Source organism: Belliella buryatensis, assembly GCF_900188245.1.
Lineage (GTDB): Bacteria > Bacteroidota > Bacteroidia > Cytophagales > Cyclobacteriaceae > Belliella > Belliella buryatensis.
Map to the genome: position 1 here is coordinate 34,004 of NZ_FZOK01000015.1, position 17,786 is coordinate 51,789.

Annotated in this window: 17 protein-coding genes; 4 read left to right on the forward strand and 13 right to left on the reverse strand. The window is 39.2% G+C overall.

Annotated features, from left to right (window positions below; genetic code table 11):
* Positions 1 to 10: 10 nt before the first annotated feature.
* Positions 11 to 280 (reverse strand): hypothetical protein, encoded by a 270-nt coding sequence (locus tag CHB66_RS14670; RefSeq protein ID WP_089242240.1) that lies wholly within the window; start codon positions 278 to 280, stop codon positions 11 to 13.
* A 242-nt stretch (positions 281 to 522) separates the two neighbouring features.
* Here CHB66_RS14670 and CHB66_RS14675 point away from each other — a divergent pair, with 242 nt between their 5' ends.
* A complete protein-coding gene (locus CHB66_RS14675) occupies positions 523 to 2,157 on the forward strand; it encodes an ABC-F family ATP-binding cassette domain-containing protein (protein ID WP_089242174.1) in 1,635 nt (544 codons plus the stop codon).
* Positions 2,158 to 2,287: 130 nt separating this feature from the next.
* Here CHB66_RS14675 and CHB66_RS14680 read toward each other — a convergent pair whose 3' ends face one another.
* The 9 genes from CHB66_RS14680 to rpsT all read right to left on the reverse strand — a co-directional run bounded on the left by CHB66_RS14680 (position 2,288) and on the right by rpsT (position 10,974).
* Entirely contained in the window at positions 2,288 to 3,568 is a 1,281-nt protein-coding gene (locus CHB66_RS14680; RefSeq protein ID WP_089242175.1) for a M20/M25/M40 family metallo-hydrolase, read from the reverse strand.
* A 73-nt stretch (positions 3,569 to 3,641) separates the two neighbouring features.
* The gene (locus tag CHB66_RS14685) at positions 3,642 to 4,421 is read right to left on the reverse strand and encodes a zinc-dependent peptidase (protein WP_089242176.1); all 780 of its coding nucleotides are present in this window, start codon (positions 4,419 to 4,421) and stop codon (positions 3,642 to 3,644) included.
* A gap of 157 nt (positions 4,422 to 4,578) precedes the next feature.
* Entirely contained in the window at positions 4,579 to 6,144 is a 1,566-nt protein-coding gene (gene rny / locus CHB66_RS14690; protein WP_089242177.1) for a ribonuclease Y, read from the reverse strand.
* A 63-nt stretch (positions 6,145 to 6,207) separates the two neighbouring features.
* Positions 6,208 to 6,492 carry a cell division protein ZapA gene (locus tag CHB66_RS14695; RefSeq protein WP_089242178.1) on the reverse strand — a complete coding sequence of 95 codons (285 nt, stop codon included), beginning with the start codon at positions 6,490 to 6,492 and terminating at the stop codon, positions 6,208 to 6,210.
* Between the two features lies 1 nt (position 6,493).
* A complete protein-coding gene (locus CHB66_RS14700) occupies positions 6,494 to 6,778 on the reverse strand; it encodes a hypothetical protein (RefSeq protein WP_089242179.1) in 285 nt (94 codons plus the stop codon).
* A 3-nt stretch (positions 6,779 to 6,781) separates the two neighbouring features.
* Entirely contained in the window at positions 6,782 to 9,193 is a 2,412-nt protein-coding gene (gene pheT, locus CHB66_RS14705) for a phenylalanine--tRNA ligase subunit beta (protein WP_089242180.1), read from the reverse strand.
* A 104-nt stretch (positions 9,194 to 9,297) separates the two neighbouring features.
* A complete protein-coding gene (locus CHB66_RS14710) occupies positions 9,298 to 9,915 on the reverse strand; it encodes a DUF1684 domain-containing protein (RefSeq protein ID WP_089242181.1) in 618 nt (205 codons plus the stop codon).
* A gap of 3 nt (positions 9,916 to 9,918) precedes the next feature.
* Positions 9,919 to 10,614: a RadC family protein gene (gene radC / locus CHB66_RS14715; RefSeq protein WP_089242241.1), complete on the reverse strand. Its 696-nt coding sequence runs from the start codon at positions 10,612 to 10,614 to the stop codon at positions 9,919 to 9,921.
* Between the two features lie 105 nt (positions 10,615 to 10,719).
* Positions 10,720 to 10,974, reverse strand: a complete 255-nt coding sequence (rpsT, locus tag CHB66_RS14720) for a 30S ribosomal protein S20 (protein WP_089242182.1) — start codon at positions 10,972 to 10,974, stop codon at positions 10,720 to 10,722.
* Between the two features lie 208 nt (positions 10,975 to 11,182).
* Here rpsT and CHB66_RS14725 point away from each other — a divergent pair, with 208 nt between their 5' ends.
* Positions 11,183 to 12,202, forward strand: a complete 1,020-nt coding sequence (locus CHB66_RS14725; RefSeq protein ID WP_089242183.1) for a zinc dependent phospholipase C family protein — start codon at positions 11,183 to 11,185, stop codon at positions 12,200 to 12,202.
* A 347-nt stretch (positions 12,203 to 12,549) separates the two neighbouring features.
* Here the strand turns inward: CHB66_RS14725 and CHB66_RS14735 are convergent, their stop codons facing one another.
* The 3 genes from CHB66_RS14735 to ettA form a co-directional block, all read right to left on the reverse strand.
* Entirely contained in the window at positions 12,550 to 13,854 is a 1,305-nt protein-coding gene (locus CHB66_RS14735) for a pyridoxal phosphate-dependent aminotransferase (protein WP_089242185.1), read from the reverse strand.
* A gap of 124 nt (positions 13,855 to 13,978) precedes the next feature.
* Complete coding sequence (locus CHB66_RS14740; protein ID WP_089242186.1) at positions 13,979 to 14,179, reverse strand: hypothetical protein; 201 nt, start codon at positions 14,177 to 14,179, stop codon at positions 13,979 to 13,981.
* Between the two features lie 188 nt (positions 14,180 to 14,367).
* Positions 14,368 to 16,047 carry an energy-dependent translational throttle protein EttA gene (gene ettA, locus CHB66_RS14745; RefSeq protein ID WP_089242187.1) on the reverse strand — a complete coding sequence of 560 codons (1,680 nt, stop codon included), beginning with the start codon at positions 16,045 to 16,047 and terminating at the stop codon, positions 14,368 to 14,370.
* Positions 16,048 to 16,184: 137 nt separating this feature from the next.
* Here ettA and CHB66_RS14750 point away from each other — a divergent pair, with 137 nt between their 5' ends.
* Both CHB66_RS14750 and CHB66_RS14755 read left to right on the forward strand, forming a co-directional pair.
* Complete coding sequence (locus tag CHB66_RS14750) at positions 16,185 to 17,432, forward strand: DUF349 domain-containing protein (RefSeq protein ID WP_089242188.1); 1,248 nt, start codon at positions 16,185 to 16,187, stop codon at positions 17,430 to 17,432.
* A 78-nt stretch (positions 17,433 to 17,510) separates the two neighbouring features.
* Positions 17,511 to 17,732, forward strand: coding sequence for a DUF2795 domain-containing protein (locus CHB66_RS14755; protein WP_008625540.1), 222 nt, complete (start codon positions 17,511 to 17,513; stop codon positions 17,730 to 17,732).
* Positions 17,733 to 17,786 lie beyond the last annotated feature (54 nt).

Sequence of the window (17,786 nt, forward strand, 5' to 3'; positions counted from 1 at the left end):
ATAATATTTTTCACTCTTCCACTTTGTCAAGACCATGCTTTTGCTCAAACTGGTTCCTTTTGATCTCGAAGCGTTCCAGTTCTGCGTCAATTAAATCCAAAGATTCATTGTATCTGCTAAAAAGATCGCCCATGTTTTTCTCCATTTCTGAAAAGTTGAACTCCATGGCATCCATTTGAAGCTTAGATGATTTCTCAACCATGGCTACTTGGCTATGTCTAAGATCTTGCATCATTCTCAAAGCCCTGTCCATTTTCTCTAATTTTTCTCTGTTATCCATTTCTTTAAAATTTGTTTTACAATCCATTTAGAGCAAAGACCATTCCGAAGATCAATCATTGAAGTTAATGATAAGTAGATTGCAAATCCTTACTATTTCTGGTTTCGGGATTGCAAATCCCTAAAAGCGGATGCAGCGAACGAAATCTCAAAAAGCTAAAAGTAGGCTCATTCACTAATTTTAAAATCTTCCAATTTTTCAATCATCTATTCCTTACCTTTGCCCCTTGAATTTTGATCATTATGATTTCAGTAGATAATATTTCAGTATTGCATGGCGGACATGCATTGTTCAGTGATGTGTCTTTTTCTATCAATGAAAATGACAAAATCGCCCTCATGGGTAAAAATGGTGCAGGGAAATCCACCATGCTCAAAATCATCGCAGGCGCAACCAAAGCTACCAAAGGTGGTGTATCTGCCCCTAAAGATGCAGTGATTGCTTACTTGCCGCAGCATTTGCTTACCGCTGATGACTGCTCAGTAAGAGATGAAGCGGCCAAAGCCTTTGCCTCCTATCTCGATATGAAAGCTGAAATCGATAGACTCAACGAAGAGCTGACCGTGAGAACGGATTATGATTCGGAGGAATATTATAAAATCATCGAACAAGTGTCCGAACTCAGCGAGAAATTCTACGCTATAGAAGAAGTCAATTATGAAGCAGAGGTCGAAAAAGTACTACTAGGACTAGGCTTTGAAAGGAAGGACTTGGACAGGTCTACTTCAGAGTTTTCGGGGGGATGGAGAATGCGAATCGAGCTGGCAAAAATCCTGCTGCAAAAACCAGATTTGATCCTGTTAGATGAACCGACCAACCACTTGGACATAGAGTCTATACAGTGGCTGGAAGACTTTTTGACAGAGAAAGCCAAGGCAGTAGTGGTAATCTCCCACGATAGAGCTTTTGTGGATAATGTCACCAATAGGACCATTGAGGTGACGATGGGTCGTATTTATGATTACAAAGCCAAATACTCCCATTATCTCGAGTTGAGAAAAGAGCGTAGGGAGCAACAACAAAAGCAATACGACGAGCAACAAAAGTTCATTGCTGAGACCACTCAGTTTATAGATAGATTCAAGGGAACTTATTCCAAAACGCTACAGGTACAATCTCGCGTGAAGATGTTGGAGAAATTGGATATCGTAGAAGTTGATGAAGTAGATTCTTCTGCTTTGAAACTCCGTTTTCCTCCTTCTCCAAGGTCAGGAAAATATCCTGTCATCGTGCAGGACCTTTCCAAATCCTACGGAGACCATGTGGTCTTCAAAGATGCCAACATGATCATTGAACAAGGTCAGAAAGTTACATTCGTAGGAAAAAATGGGGAAGGTAAATCTACCATGATCAAAGCCATCATGGGTGAAATTGATTTCGAAGGGAAATGCGAATTGGGCCACAATGCCATGATTGGTTATTTTGCTCAAAACCAAGCTTCGCTTCTCGATGAGAGTTTGACTATTTTTGAGACCATAGATCAAATCGCGGTAGGAGAAATCAGAAGTAAGATCAAGGACTTGTTGGGAGCATTTATGTTTAAAGGAGATGATATCAACAAAAAAGTCAAAGTACTCTCGGGAGGAGAAAAAACCAGGCTCGCCATGATCAAGCTTCTGCTAGAACCTGTCAATCTCCTGATTCTTGATGAACCTACTAATCATTTGGACATGAAAACCAAAGACATCATCAAGGATGCACTGAAAGCTTTTGATGGCACTTTGATTGTCGTATCTCACGACAGAGATTTCTTAGATGGCTTAGTGACCAAAGTCTTCGAATTTGGCAACAAGCGTGTCAAAGAGCATTTTGAGGACATCAATGGATTCTTGAGAAACAAGAAACTGGAGAATTTGAGAGAGGTGGAGCGGAAGTAAAGTTGAAGTAAGCGAAGCGAAATAAAGTAGAAATATACTTCGTGAAATAAATGGAAATAAAAAGTCTTTAAAAACAGAAATCCCAAGCTTGATTAAGCTTGGGATTTCTGTTTTTTGATAAATACGTTTTTTAATATTCCCCTTGCATCAAAATCAATAATAAAGCATTCTGAAGACCCAGATAGCCATCTTTGTTGAGGAACCATTCGTCTAAGCTATGTCCTCCACCTGCTTCACCACCTCTACCTATGGTTATCGCAGGGATTCCCAGTGATAATGGAACATTACTATTTGTAGAGCTTGCGCTAAGTCTAGCCTGCTTTCCTGTTAAGTAAGTAGAGACAGCCAAAGATTGCTGCACCAATTCATGGGTAGGTGCTGTAATGCCTGTTGGTCTATCACCTACATTTTCAACTTCTACAGTAAGGGGATTACCACGTCTGATGATACTATTTTCCTTTTCCAAGCCTTCTTGCATGGCTTCGAGAAAAAGCCCGTTGATTCCTAGCAACCTCTCCTGATCTTCCGAACGCATGTCTACCAACATCCAAGATTCATAAGGAATAGAATTCACTGAAGTCCCTCCTCCTAGGACTGACACGCTGTATGTTGTTCTGATTCCTTCTTTGGTAAACTGATCGGCCTTCGGAACAAAACTAGAAATCGCATTGGCTAAGGCATTGTGCGGATTCCCTATTCCAAAAGCGCCATAGGAATGTCCTCCAGAGCCTTTGAAAGTAACTCTGTACCTTAGAGAGCCGATTCCTCCATTGACGATTCCATCTATCCCTCCACCATCAATAGCGATAAAAGCATCAATTGTATGGCCTCCTTCTCTAAAAAGGTGTTTCATCCCTTTCAAATCTCCAAGTCCTTCTTCTCCAACAGAACCTACAAACCATAAGTCATGTGCTGTCCTGATATTTTGATGAACAAGCGTCTTCATCAAGGCAATAGACATGGCCAAAGAACGGTTGGCATCAGCTATTCCAGGCGCAAATAAAGTATCGCCTTTTTGCTTCACAGTGACATCCGTTTCTATCGGAAAAACAGTATCCAAATGCGCATCGATCACAATCGTTTTATCCGAATTCTTGCCTCTTCTCAATGCGATGACATTGCCCACCTCATCGATCCAAACTGAATCAGCTCCAGCATTCCGAAGCATTTCTGCGAAAACGAGACCTTTTGCTGTTTCTTCAAAAGATGGTGCAGGAATCTCTGTCAAAGTGATCATATCAGCTATCGTTTGCTCATCAATCTCAAGGATGTAAGCAAAAGCATCCTGAACTTCTTTTTTCTTTGCGAGTTTTTCTACAGCTGTTTTGTAAGATGGTTTGATTTCCTGAGCAGAAACTTGGACAAACAGAAACGATAGAACGAGTGATAGTAAGCTTTTGAATGATTTCATAAAGGAAGAATTAAGAACTCCAAAAGTCACAATAAATCAAAAAGATGGCAATACCGCTTATAAACAAATTGAATTAAACCTCTCGAGCCAATACAATTGGATCTTGCTTCAGCAAGTAGACCAAAGATTGATAGAGTCTTAGATTGTAGCTTTTAAGTTCGGCTGATCTTTCGAAAAACACTTCCAAGGCAACTGCAAAAAACTCATGTTGATTATTGGCCGCAGAAGAGCGGAAAATAGTCTCTTCTCCATTTAGGATTTTCTCTATTTCCACAGCTGCATTTTCAGCGTATCGTCCCCAAAGTGTTGGATTGAAGAAATTACTCTCACTGTTATAATGAATTTGATTTTCGAGCTTCATCGCGTGGGCGATTTCATGAATCCCTAGATTTATCCCATCCTGCAGATCAATGAATCCTCTTACAAAATTCTCCCAAGACAATACGATGATTCCCAGCTTTGGATTGACTTCTCCTTGATGAAATTGTTTATTAATCGTTGAATAATAGGAATCAGGATAAATTAGTATTTTTTTGAAATGTTTTAAAGTCACTCCTGGAAACCCAAATGTAACCATCACTGCTGTGGCTGAGATCAAAAGCTTCATCTCTTGCGTAACCATTCTCAACTCTCCTCGTGGTAAAAAATTCTTCTCTGCTATAAACCACTCTACCTTTTCTATAAACTCTTGTTTATGGCTTGAATTCAATTTTGCATAGTAGGGAAAGAGATTTTTCAAGATGTTCTTATCTTGTTCAGACAACTTTTTCTTGGCTAATCGAACCTTTAGATTTTTGTAAGAAGAATAAAAAACTTCTCCTATGCTAAAGAATAAATGAGTCAGTATAAACATCAAAAAGATGGGTTAATGGAATTGGGGACTATAAAATTTTCTCTAAAATAGGAAAAGAATCTCAACTAAAAAAGGTGTAGAATCTTTCCTACACCTTCTTGATTTTTATGCTTCAATCAGCACGGTAAGCCAATTGCTAAAATTCATTTGTCTGCTCTTACTTTGCGTAACTCACAGATCTCATTTCTCTGATTACAGTAATTTTGATCTGACCAGGATACTGCATTTCTTTTTCGATTTTCTGAGAAATATCGAAAGAAAGCTGACCTGCTGTCTGATCACTTACATTATCTGCATCTACGATGACACGAAGTTCACGTCCTGCTTGCATCGCAAAACACTTGTTTACTCCATCAAAGCTGAGTGCTAAATCTTCAAGATCTTTCAATCTCTTGATGTAGCTATCCATGATTTCTCTTCGTGCTCCCGGTCTAGAGCCTGAGATCGCATCAGAGGCCTGTACGATCGGTGAAATCATAGAAGTCATCTCGATCTCGTCATGGTGAGCTCCTATAGCATTGCATACTTCTGGATGTTCCTTGTATTTTTTAGCAAGCTCCATCCCCAAAATGGCGTGAGGTAACTCAGCTTCCTCTGGATAAACTTTACCAATATCATGAAGCAAACCTGCTCTTTTAGCCATCTTAGCATTCAAGCCCATTTCAGCTGCCATGGTAGCACAAAGCTTGGCTACTTCTTTGGAATGTTGAAGTAAGTTTTGGCCGTAAGAAGAACGGAACCTCATTCTTCCCACCATTCTGATCAACTCAGGATGAAGGCCGTGAATTCCAAGTTCTATACAAGTACGCTCTCCTATTTCAACGATTTCCTCGTCGATGTTTTTTTCCGTCTTAGCAACTACCTCTTCAATTCTTGCTGGGTGGATTCTACCATCCTGAACCAATCTATGAAGCGAAAGTCTTGCAATCTCTCTTCTCACTGGATCAAAGCCAGAGATGATGATCGCCTCAGGTGTATCATCTACTACGATCTCCACGCCTGTGGCTGCTTCGAGGGCACGGATATTTCTACCTTCTCTACCGATAATTTTACCTTTAATGTCATCACTTTCAATGTTGAAAACAGACACGCAGTTTTCGATGGCATGCTCGGTCGCTGTCCTTTGGATAGTATCAAGAACTATCTTTTTGGCTTGCTTGGTTGCAGAGAGTTTTGCTTGGTCTAGAATGTCCTTGATATGGGAAGAAGCTTTGGTATTGGCTTCGTCCTTGAGCATTTCGATGAGCTGATCCTTTGCTTCCTCTCTAGTTAGGTTTGCGATTTTCTCCAAATCGGCAATGCGTTGATTGGTTACTCTATCAAGCTCGTCTTTTTTGACTTGAACGGCATGCAGCTGAGCATTGAGATTTTCCTTTTTGCTGTCAAGCTCTGCTTCCTTTCTTTTGATTTGCTCGAGTTCTTTGTTTAGAGATTGTTCTTTTTGTTTGAGTTTGTTTTCATTTGTGATGATGATACTTTTCTTCTTATTCACCTCTTCCTCAAACTCCGACTTCAGCCTTAGGTATTTTTCTTTAGCTTCCAGGATTCTGTCTTTTTTGACAGACTCAGCATTCATCTCTGCTTCTCGCAAAATGATCTTAGCTTTTTCTTTGGCGTCTTCTTCTATTTTCTTGTTGTTGCCTTTCATAAAAAGCCCCACCAACAAGGCGCCCACACCAAGGCCTACTAGCCCTGCAATGATAATGTATATTGGTTCTCCCATAGGTTTATTGTGCTTTAATACCTAATAGGAAAGCAAAAAGTGCCGAATTTTTAAGGGAAATAATTACAGCAGATTAGTCAGTCTTTGGTTGATTTTATGAAGGTTATCTTTGATCAACTCACCATCGTCAGCGTTGACTTGATCTTGCTCCATAGACGCTACCATGCAATCAAATGCTGCCATTGCGAGCAAATCCTGCTTATCGTCCAATCCAAATTCTTCTCTATATCTTCTTATTTTATCATTAATTAATTTTCCCGCATGTCTGATTTTCGCCTCATCCTCCACTTTGACTTTCATTGGGTATTCTCTATCCCCAATTTTGATTTTGATTGAAAGTGTTTCCATATCATTCAGACAAATAGGCAATTATATTATCGATCTCTTGTATATAATTATTGATCCTCTCTCTCAACTCGGCAGACTCAATGTTTTCCACTGGTATGCTGTTTACAAGTTTAGTGATTTTAATTTGATTTTTAAAATCCTCCAATGCAGCATCTTTTTCTTTGATGCTAGATCTCAAAAAATCCACCTCATGCTTGAGCATCAGATTTTGCTCCTCAAGGTATTCCATTTTCTTGCTAACTTGAGAGCTTAGTTTTTCGAGACGTTGGAGTTCTTCGTGAATCATTTTTTATTTTCGGATAAAAGCACCGACCTCATTTTCAAAAGATTGAATTAGTCGATTCATGGTTTTATCAATAATTTTGTCCGTCAAGGTATTATCCGTATCCTGTAAATAGAAACTCAATGCATAGGCCTTCTTGCCTGCATCAATTTTGTCTCCTTGATACAAATCAAATACCCCAATTCTTTGCAGTAATTTTCCACCTGCTTTCAAAGCAACTCCCTTGATCTGATCAAATGTTACTGCTTTATCTATCACAAGTGAAAGATCCCTTCTTACTTCTGGAAACTTAGAAATTTCTTGGTACTTTTTCAAGCCTTTGGATTTTTTGCAAAGCAAATCCCAGTTCAACTCAGCAAACAGCACCTCCTGCTTCACCTCTGCCAGCTTACTTATTCCCACATCTAGCATCCCCACAGTTCCCAATACTTTCGCCCCAAGTTTCAATTGCAAAGCATATTCAAATGGTGATTCATGCACGATCTCTACCGCCACACTGTCTATACCGAGTTTTTCCAGTATCAGCTCAACTACTGCATACAGATCAGGAAATTGTACCGAAGTCGCTGGAGCTAACCAACTTTCAGCTGCCTTATCTCCAGTAAGGAAAATAGCCAATCGCTTCTCTTCTCTGTAGCCATCTACCTCTTTGAAATAAACAGACCCAAATTCAAATAGCTTGAGATCTTTCTGCCTTCTATTGATATTATGTGCGAGTACTTCAAGACCAGTGAATAAAAGGCTCTGGCGCATAACTCCTAGGTCTTCGCTCAATTTATTTAGAATGACCACATTCTCTGTTGCATTGAGGTGCGCAGATTTCTCAGCATATGCAGGCTTAGTCAAGGAATTGGTAATGATTTCGTAATAACCCAAGCCTGAAAGCACTTCACTCAACCTGTATTGTAGTTTATTCAGGTCTTTAGAAGGATGCTCCGCAAGGTAATCTGCATTCAAGTTATCAGATAAGGATACTTGTTCAAAACCATATATCCTGAGGATCTCCTCAATCACATCTGCTTCCCTTGTCACATCTACCCTATAAGGCTTAACCACTGCTGTGAACCCATCTAGAGTTTCCTCAGTCACGCTGATTTCTAAACTTTCCAAAATACGCTTCACTGTCTCCTTCGGAATGTGCTTTCCTATCAGCCTGTCGATATGCTTGTACAATACCGCTATCTCAAAATCAGCAACTGGACTTGGGTAAAGATCGATTACTTCAGATGAAATCTCACCTTCAGCGAGCTCTTTGATCAATATAGCCGCTCTCTTGAGCGCATAGATTGGCATATTCGGATCTGTTCCTCTTTCAAATCTAAAAGAAGCGTCAGTCTTCAATCCGTGAAACTGACTACCTTTTCTAATGACATCAGGAGAGAAATATGCCGACTCTAAGAAGATTGAAGTCGTCTCTTCGGATACACCAGAACCTTTCCCTCCAAATATACCTGCAATACAAAGTCCGCCTTCTTGATCACAAATCATCAATTCTTCACCCGAAAGCTTTCTTTCTTTATCATCTAGGGTAATAAATTTGGTATCCTTTGGTAGTTTTTTAACAGAGATTTTGCTGCCCTTGATTTTTGATGCATCAAAAGCATGAAGTGGCTGACCTAGATCGTGTAAAATGAAATTGGTAATATCCACAATGTTATTGATCGGGTCTAGATCTAGTGCTTTTAGATAATTTTGAAGCCATTCTGGAGATGGACCAACTTTAACATTAGAAATGGTCAAGCCTGCATATCTCGGACAATCTACGGCATCTTCCACTTCCACATCGATTTTGAGCGCCTGATTATCCACTTTAAAAATTTCAATGGATGGAAGGCAAATCTCCTTGTTGAGCAAAGCTTTCAAATCTCGCGCTACACCTAAGTGAGAGGCAGCGTCAGCTCTGTTTGGGGTAAGTCCTATTTCGAGAACTTCTCCCTTTTCCACACTAAAATATGCAGAAGCTGATGTTCCATTGGCAAGGTCAGTATCCAAAACCATGATTCCTGCATGACTATCACCAAGACCTATCTCATCTTCTGCACAGATCATTCCCTGTGACGCTTCTCCCCTGATCTTGGCTTTCTTGATTTGAAATGGTTCTCCAGTGATCGGGTAAAGCATAGCCCCTTCTGTCGCAACGACTACTTTTTGACCAGCTGCTACATTGGGCGCACCGCAGACTATTGGAACGATATCATTCCCAATATCTACTGTAGTTACACTCAATTTATCAGCATTAGGATGTTTACTGCAAGTCAACACTTCACCAATAACTACACCTTCTAATCCTCCTTGGATAGACTCAAAAGTATCTATCCCTTCCACTTCCAAACCTGCCCCTGTCAGCAAAGCAGCAATCTCTTTCGCTGATTGATCAAGGTCAATAAAATGTTTAAGTCTATTTATAGAAATTTTCATGAATGCGCTAATATTTCAGAATAAGGCACAAATTTAAGAGAAATGAAATAGGCATAAGGGTAAATGAACCTATTTTTTTGGTCATTGACAGAAAATCATTGGCTTTACTTGATATAATCCTTTTCCCCAGCCTCTATAGCGATAGTCATTAGGTTTTCCTTTGGAGGAAGCGGACAAGCATAGTCTGGATTATACGCACAATAAGGATTATATGCCAAGTTAAAATCAATTAGAATACTGTTCTTCCCTTCCTGACGAAGATTGAGATAGCGACCACCTCCATAAGTATCAATTCCGCTTGTTTCATCAGCAAAAGCCAAAAAGAAATTGCGCTTATCCAATTCCGATACGGCTTGAAGTAAAAGTAAGCGCTGGAGCTGACCCTTGAGCTCAAATTCAGCGTATGAATGCTTGATGTATTTTTCTACTGTACCATCTGTCATGAGGATCTCCATCACTTTCCTGTCATCGGCTGGCACCATTCTAGCCCTTACTCTATAGGCTACATCAATTGGGTAAAAACTTAGCGCATTGAGTTCATTTTTCTGATCAGTACTTAGGGGTGATTCTGGGTTGAAGCGCAAAAACTTAAATTGCCGCTCACGCTCCTTTTCAATCTTTTCTATATATACTTCTTGATCGTCTGCGCTAGTCAGCATATAGATCACTGCCGCAAGCACCCCTATGGCCACGATGGCTAGCGCAATATTTCTTTTTGTCATAATTCACATTAGTCCTTCATCTGCGAAGCTAAAATAGCCACTATCTGTGAAAATAACGTGATCCATTACAGTTACTTCTAAATTTTTACCAATACTTGCCAATCTTTTGGTCAAAGAGCAATCTTGATCTGAAGGCCTCAGACTTCCTGAAGGATGATTATGAACCAAAATCATCGAACTAGCCATCACTTCTAAGGCAAATTTAAAAATTAACTTAGGGTCAGCGACCGTAGCATTTGCTCCTCCTTTACTAATAAGTTGCTTTTTGATCACGTTATTGTTCCTATTGAGATAGATTACCCAGAAATTCTCTACAATCTCGTCCAAAAGATCCTCTTTCATAAAATCATAAACTTTCTGAGAAGAATCTATTCTTGGCTTTCGGACAGGCTCCTGAAGCTTACGCCTCCTACCCAACTCTAGGGCACTCACTATGCTAATAGCTTTGGCTTCCCCGATGCCTTTGAACTGCTGTAAATCCTTCACACTCATACGAGCTAAGTCAGCAAGGTTAAAATTAACTTTGGAGAGCATATATCTTGAGAGATCTACAGCACTGAGCGACCTTGTCCCTGAGCCGATCAGGATGGCAATTAATTCCGCATCGGAGAGCGCAGACTTCCCTTTGAGTAGAAGCTTTTCTCTCGGGCGGTCTTCTTCCGCTAGAAGAGAGATTTTGATAGATTGGTATGGATCCATAAAAATGATTGTTAAAAAAAGGATTGAATAAAAATAAAAAAAAACAAGGCATAAAAAAAGTCTTGACCCTGAGATCAAGACTTTTAATATGTTTCTGGGCATAAATTATCCCATGGAATTAACCAATTTGGTCAATTTTGATTTCTTGTTAGAAGCATTGTTCTTATGAATGATATTCTTCTTAGCCAATTTATCAATCATAGAAGTTACTTTTTTCAAAAGCTCTTGAGCTTCTACTTTGTCAGTAGTTAACCTCAATCTTTTGATAAAAGTCCTTGTAGTTTTGGCCTGATATCTGTTTCTCAAACGTTTGGCTTCGTTTGCACGAATTCTTTTAATTGCCGATTTGTGATTTGCCATATCTTTGTTTACTTAATTTCTTTACAATCCCCTTGTCCTAAACGGAGTGCAAATTTAATAGATTAATTTTTAAACACAAAAGGATTTCTAAACTAAACCTGGTAAAGCTGAGAAATCAAGTCGAATAATTGTTCTAATACCGCCTTAGAACCACAAATGTAGCATTATTTTCTTTTATCAAAATGCGAAAAATTTATTATTTTTATAAATGCGCAATTTTTTCACACTCACACTGTTATTTCTTTTCTTAGACACTGCTGCGGTGGCTTGGGGTTTCTTTGCACACAAAAAAATCAATAGGCATGCCGTGTTTTCTCTCCCCCCTGAGATGATTGGTTTCTTCAAATCCAATATCCAATTTATCACTGAAAATGCTGTTAACCCTGATAGAAGAAGATACGCTGTCTTTGGGGAAGCCGAGAAACACTACCTGGATGCAGATGTCTACGGAGATAGTGCGATCTACAAGCTACCGAGATATTGGAATCAAGCTGTAGAGAAATTTGGTGAAGAAGAACTGCGAAAGCATGGCATAGGACCTTGGAATGCCTACAACACCAAGAACCAACTCACAGAAGCTTTTAAGCGAAAAGATAAAAAAGCTATTCTTAGATTGGCAGCAGATCTGGGACATTACATCGGCGATATCAACGTCCCACTTCACACAACCAAAAATTACAATGGGCAATTGACCAACCAATACGGCATCCATGCCTTCTGGGAGAGTAGAGTTCCTGAGTTATTGGCGGATGACTTTGATCTTTTTGTAGGTCAGGCAGAGTACCTACCCAACACCCAATTGGCTGCTTGGGACGCCATTATCTACGCACACCTTGCCTTAGATTCCGTATTGAATTTTGAAAAAATCCTAAGCACACGCTTTCCTGATGATAAAAAATACAGCTTTGAAGAGCGCGGTGGAATCAATACTCGTGTTTATTCTAAAGAATTCACCAAAGCCTATAATGATATGCTCGCTGGTCAGGTAGAAAGACAAATGAAGCGTTCCATCAAAATGATTGCCGACTTCTGGTACAGCGCTTGGATAGACGCAGGACAACCTGTACTCAATGATTTGATGGACATGCCTGTAGAAGATTTGGAAGAAAAGTTTCCTCCGCCTACTACTCCGCTCAACATTCGAGAGCATGAAGGCATCACCCTCCATGAATCCCCAGAAGATCTTAGAAAATCATTTTACAGAGCCATGTGGCGGACGGGGAATTAAGGGTAATTTAATCTACTAAGTGCCAAGTATAATGTACAAAGAGATAAAGGCATCCGGTTTTAGGAGAAAGTGAAAAGGATAAAAGTGAAAGAGTAGGAGAACTACCATCTTTTAGAAATTAAAACCCTAAATGAGTTCATAAAAGCCAAATAAGAATATTGCAATAAAACCTAATACAAAAACACCATTTTCAAATCCTTGATGTTCATTATAAGCCAATAGAAAAGTAAACCATTTAATAGAAAGAAATCCATTAATTGTCATTACCCCAGTAAAAAAGAACCGAACTATTACTTTATTAAAACCTACTTCGCCCATAAGATCTTATATTTAATTCCCCTGAAGTCTTAAGACTCCAAATAAGTCTTAATAGCATCTGCTAGTCTAGTAAAGGTGTTTTTAAAAGTAACTTCATCATCTTCCAATAAAGTTACTCTAAACCCTCTCAAATCGGAGCAAAAAGAAGATACTGGGACTACGCAGATTCCTGTAGAAGCCAATAAATAATACACAAATCTTTTGTCCAAAGGCATATTTTCTTCTTGCAACCAAGACTCCATCAAAGCTTTGATTTCTTTGTTTTCAATCGGCAAAAACTGATTTGGACCGAGATAGATCTCTTCAAAAACAATAGTATTGTAAAATGCCCCTTGCGTAGGATTAAACTTGATGCCGGGAATACCAGAAAGCAACTCTTCCATCAGCTTACTTCTCTGTCCAATTTTAAAGTTTTCCGCTTGACGATATGCTGCATAATCAGGATGCGACATGATTTTTGGAATAGAAAGCTGTGGCAAAATAGTAGAGCACACTTCGATCATTTTGGCATTTTCCAATGTTTGTACATACTTGCTAAATTCCTTGGAAGCCTCTCGGTTATAAAACTCCATCCATCCACAGCGAGAACCTGGCCAAGGAAACTCTTTGGAAATCCCCTTCAATGAAATCGCAGGCAAATCCCCTACTACCTCTGACAATGCTACTGCCTCTATGCCATTATAAGTGATATTTTGATAAATCTCATCAGCTATCAGTAATAGCTTGAATTCTCTGGCAATTTTCACAAACCCCTCCAACACTTCTTTGGGATATACCATCCCTGTTGGATTATCTGGATTGATAATCAGAATGCCTACAATGCTCGGATTGTATTTGACTTTGTTGTAAAGGTCTTCCATATCAGGAAGCCACTGATTATCTGGATCAAGCTTGTAAGTAATCGGTGCAGTATTTGCATGAGCTGCCTCTGCAGAACTATGCGTACTGTAAGCAGGAGAAGGACCTATAATCCTAGCTGTTGGAATTAAAAACTGATACAACTTGGCAATAGCATCTCCAAGACCATTAAAAAATAGTACATCCTCAGCAGTGATTTGAACGCCTTTTTTCTGATTGTTCAAATTTGCCAAAAACTTCCTTGTCTCTAATACACCTTTGGAATCTGCATAGCCGTAAGTTTGGTCTTGACTAACCAATTCAGAGACAATCTCTTTCATCCAAGTTGGGATTTTATTATTCTTTTGAATTGGATCTCCAATGTTTTCCCAAGTGATTGTTTGCCCCAAAGCTTCGATCTGTCTTGCCTTTTTGACAATACCTCTAATTTCATAATTCAACTCTTCAGCTCCTGGCCTTAGCAAAATAGTCCTCATATATTTCCTGCTTGGATTTCATAGTAAAGAAACAAAAAAGAACTTAGTGATTTAAAAAAGTTTATAAATGATTTTTAAACCTACTCTTATGAAAAACATTTGTCAAGTGAAGCTTCAAAAAAGCTTATAATTTTTGTTTGGACTTAATCTCTTTTTGCTTTTTCCACTCAATCCAAGCCATGTGTAGAAAGTTTGCCAGTAAAAGAAAGATCATTGAAACCCAGATCGCACCTTTAATACTCCCTAAATATTCAAAACCCAAATAATGCGGTGCTAAAATAGCTGCATGGATAGCAATGGCGATATTTAAAAATTTTTTGTTCATCGATTCAAATTTGATTTACTAAAATAAAAAAACCATCCTCAACTCAAAAGTTTAAGGATGGTTTTTAAATGCAATTACCAAATCAAATTATCTGTAACACGCTTTCTTAGCAGTAGCCACTTAAAATAATGTGAATACTATATGTGGAGCCGCCGTGGACTGTTGACAATGGACAATTGACAAATTTATTACCTCAAAGGCTTATATTTAATCCTCTTAGGAGTCACATCACCAAGGCGTTTTTTCTTATTCTCTTCATAATCGGAGAAGTTTCCTTCAAACCAATACACTTGAGAATCTCCCTCAAATGCCAAGATATGGGTACAAATCCTATCCAAGAACCATCTATCATGGGAAATGATCACCGCACATCCACCGAAGTTCTCCAATGCCTCTTCTAAAGCTCTCAGTGTATTGACATCGAGATCGTTGGTAGGTTCATCGAGTAGCAAAAGGTTTCCACCTTCTTTGAGTGTCATCGCCAAGTGAACTCTATTCCGCTCTCCGCCGGATAGTACGCCTACTTTTTTCTCCTGATCAGAACCTGTGAAATTGAATTTTCCGACATAGGCACGGGAGTTCATTTCTTTGTTCCCCAGTTTAATGATTTCGTTGCCTCCTGAAATGGATTCATAGACTGATTTATTTGGATCCAATGTATCATGTTCTTGATCCACATACGCGAGCTTCACGGTCTCACCTACTTCGAAGTTACCAGCATCTGCTTTTTCTCTTCCTGTGATCAATTTAAAGAGGGTGGACTTACCAGCACCATTGGGACCGATGATTCCTACAATTCCTCCTTGAGGCAGGTTAAAAGATAGGTCTTCAAATAATAATTTATCTCCAAAAGCTTTGGAAACTCCATTGACTTCAATCACTTTGGCCCCTAATCTTGGCCCCGGTGGGATATAAAGCTCTAGCTTGGCTTCTCTTTCTTTTCCTTCTTCACTAATCAGTTTGTCATAAGCACTTAGACGCGCTTTTCCTTTGGCCTGACGGGCTTTCGGAGTCATTCTGATCCATTCCAATTCTCTTTCGAGCGTTTTCTGCCTTTTGGATTCGGTTTTTTCTTCTTGTTTCAACCTGTTTTGCTTTTGATCTAGCCAAGAGGAATAATTTCCTTTCCAAGGAATCCCTTCTCCCCTATCCAATTCCAAAATCCATCCCGCAACATTATCCAAGAAATACCTATCGTGAGTTACTGCGATGACAGTTCCTTTATATTGTTTGAGGTGTTGCTCAAGCCAAAGGACTGACTCGGCATCGAGGTGGTTGGTAGGTTCATCAAGGAGCAGTACATCTGGCTCTTGAAGCAAAAGTCGACAAAGTGCCACTCTTCTTTTTTCACCACCGGAAAGATTTCCAACGATAGCATCACTTGGTGGAAGTCTAAGCGCATCCATAGCTTTCTCCAACATGGTCTCCAATTCCCAAGCATTGGCAGCATCAAGCTTCTGCTGCACGTCTCCTTGCTTTTCGATCAACTTATCCATCGCATCTGGATCTTCCATCAAGGCAGGATCCATAAATTGCTCATTGATGGCTTCAAATTCTTTCAGCAAAGCGACTGTCTCGGACACTGCTTCCTCCACGATATCTTTCACTGTCTTGGTAGGGTCTAGCTGAGGTTCTTGTTCGAGCATCCCAACAGAATAACCTGGAGACCATACTACCTCTCCTTGAAACTCCTTATCTATTCCTGCAATGATTTTTAACAAGGAACTTTTACCCGAACCATTGAGGCCTAGGACACCGATTTTGGCTCCATAGAAAAATGATAGATAGATATCTTTAAGTACTCTCTTTTGAGGGGGGTAGATTTTGGATACCCCAGCCATTGAAAATATGATCTTCTCTCCGCTCATTTGCTGTGTTTTTGATTAATATTCGTCAACTTAAGGAACAAAGATGCAAAAAAAGGGCTTTCTTAGGATATATGATTTCGAATTAATTAATTTGCAATTAGTATAGAATATAAACCACTACAACCTATTAAATCAAAATGGAGCATCCATACGGATACATTAAGGACAATAAGGTATTTTTGAAGGGATTTTTGGGCCAGCCCGATAGAGTTATCGGGGAAGTAAAAGAAAACGAGGCATCCACCCTTAAATACTTTGAAGACAGATTTGCTACAGTCACCGAGAAGGTAGAGAATCTTAAAAAAGACATAGAAGAGAATCAAAACAAAGGATCATTTCTAATGAAACTGATTCATTTGAGAGATTCATTGATGCAATACGATGCCTTGGGAGACTTTGTCCCTTTGATTGAAGAACTCAATCAGCTAGAGGCCTACTTAGAAGACATCATCAAGAAGAATAGAGAGAGGAATCTTGAAATCAAACGTGGGCTAATTTTAGAAGCAGAGGCACTCAAAAATAATACAGATTGGAAAGAAACTTCGGAGCTATTCAAAGAACTGAAATTGAGATGGATCAAAACTGGTCCTGTAGAGAAAGAATTTGAAGAAGAAATTGAAAATGATTTCAATACAGCAGTAGACGTTTTCTTTGACAAGAGAAAAATATTCTTTGAAGAAATGGCTGCTCAGGCTGAAGAAAACATTAAAGTCTACGAAGACTTAGTGAGACAAGCGCAGGAAGCTTTCAACAATCCAGATGCAAAAAAAGCTTTTGAAGTCAGCAAAAGAATCCAAAAAGAATGGAAAGCATCAGGAAAAGTCCCTGCTGAAAAAAGACAACCTCTCTGGGACGAATTTTCCAAGCTCAACAACCGTATATTCAGTAGGTTCAGGAGAGAAATGCAATCAGGGCCTAGACTCAACCCAAGAGAAGTCATAGCCAAAATGGAATCCATCACCGAGGATATGAAAAAGCTTGCGTATCAAGAAAGCACACCTATGGTGACCTCCCAAGCTAAAAAACTTCAAGCAGAATGGAAGCCCTTGAGTCAGACGCGTCCTAGAGATGCAAATTTGATCACTAGAAATTTCATCTTTTACTCTGAAATTGTTTTTGAAAAATCATTCTTGAACAGGCTCGCGATTTCAAAGTATGATGACTTTAGAGACAAGTCAGATGAAGAACAAGCGAAAATCAAAATAGCCATCCTCAAAGACCTACTCCAAAGAGATGAAAGTGAGCTGAGGACAGTAAAAGAAAATTCAGAGAACTTCAGAAGTCAGGAACCAGATTTTGAAATTATGATGCGAAGAAAGATCAGTGCATTCAGGAGAAAAATTGATGTGAAAAATTTTATCTTAAAGGAACTTTCAAACAAATAATCAGTTAAAGATTGAAAATTTAAAACAATTTCTATTTTTGCAACCCGTTAAGGCGGTAAACATTAAAACATTGACACTATGTACTGGACATTAGAACTTGCATCTTACCTTGAAGATGCTCCATGGCCTGCAACCAAGGACGAATTGATCGATTATGCAATCCGTTCGGGCGCTCCTTTGGAAGTCGTAGAAAACTTACAAGAACTGGAGGATGACGGTGAGCCTTACGAGAACATCGAGGAAATTTGGCCGGATTATCCGACTAAAGATGATTTCTTCTTCAACGAGGACGAATATTAAAAAAGAGCCACTTTAGGCTCTTTTTTATCTTTATTAGCTTAATTCTTATTAATC

Coding starts and splice junctions, on each gene's coding strand:
- CHB66_RS14670 (WP_089242240.1), bottom strand. CDS start 280: ATGGATAACAGAGAAAAATTAGAGAAAATGGACAGGGCTTTGAGAATG.
- CHB66_RS14675 (WP_089242174.1), top strand. CDS start 523: ATGATTTCAGTAGATAATATTTCAGTATTGCATGGCGGACATGCATTG.
- CHB66_RS14680 (WP_089242175.1), bottom strand. CDS start 3,568: ATGAAATCATTCAAAAGCTTACTATCACTCGTTCTATCGTTTCTGTTT.
- CHB66_RS14685 (WP_089242176.1), bottom strand. CDS start 4,421: ATGTTTATACTGACTCATTTATTCTTTAGCATAGGAGAAGTTTTTTAT.
- rny (WP_089242177.1), bottom strand. CDS start 6,144: ATGGGAGAACCAATATACATTATCATTGCAGGGCTAGTAGGCCTTGGT.
- CHB66_RS14695 (WP_089242178.1), bottom strand. CDS start 6,492: ATGGAAACACTTTCAATCAAAATCAAAATTGGGGATAGAGAATACCCA.
- CHB66_RS14700 (WP_089242179.1), bottom strand. CDS start 6,778: ATGATTCACGAAGAACTCCAACGTCTCGAAAAACTAAGCTCTCAAGTT.
- pheT (WP_089242180.1), bottom strand. CDS start 9,193: ATGAAAATTTCTATAAATAGACTTAAACATTTTATTGACCTTGATCAA.
- CHB66_RS14710 (WP_089242181.1), bottom strand. CDS start 9,915: ATGACAAAAAGAAATATTGCGCTAGCCATCGTGGCCATAGGGGTGCTT.
- radC (WP_089242241.1), bottom strand. CDS start 10,614: ATGGATCCATACCAATCTATCAAAATCTCTCTTCTAGCGGAAGAAGAC.
- rpsT (WP_089242182.1), bottom strand. CDS start 10,974: ATGGCAAATCACAAATCGGCAATTAAAAGAATTCGTGCAAACGAAGCC.
- CHB66_RS14725 (WP_089242183.1), top strand. CDS start 11,183: ATGCGCAATTTTTTCACACTCACACTGTTATTTCTTTTCTTAGACACT.
- CHB66_RS14735 (WP_089242185.1), bottom strand. CDS start 13,854: ATGAGGACTATTTTGCTAAGGCCAGGAGCTGAAGAGTTGAATTATGAA.
- CHB66_RS14740 (WP_089242186.1), bottom strand. CDS start 14,179: ATGAACAAAAAATTTTTAAATATCGCCATTGCTATCCATGCAGCTATT.
- ettA (WP_089242187.1), bottom strand. CDS start 16,047: ATGAGCGGAGAGAAGATCATATTTTCAATGGCTGGGGTATCCAAAATC.
- CHB66_RS14750 (WP_089242188.1), top strand. CDS start 16,185: ATGGAGCATCCATACGGATACATTAAGGACAATAAGGTATTTTTGAAG.
- CHB66_RS14755 (WP_008625540.1), top strand. CDS start 17,511: ATGTACTGGACATTAGAACTTGCATCTTACCTTGAAGATGCTCCATGG.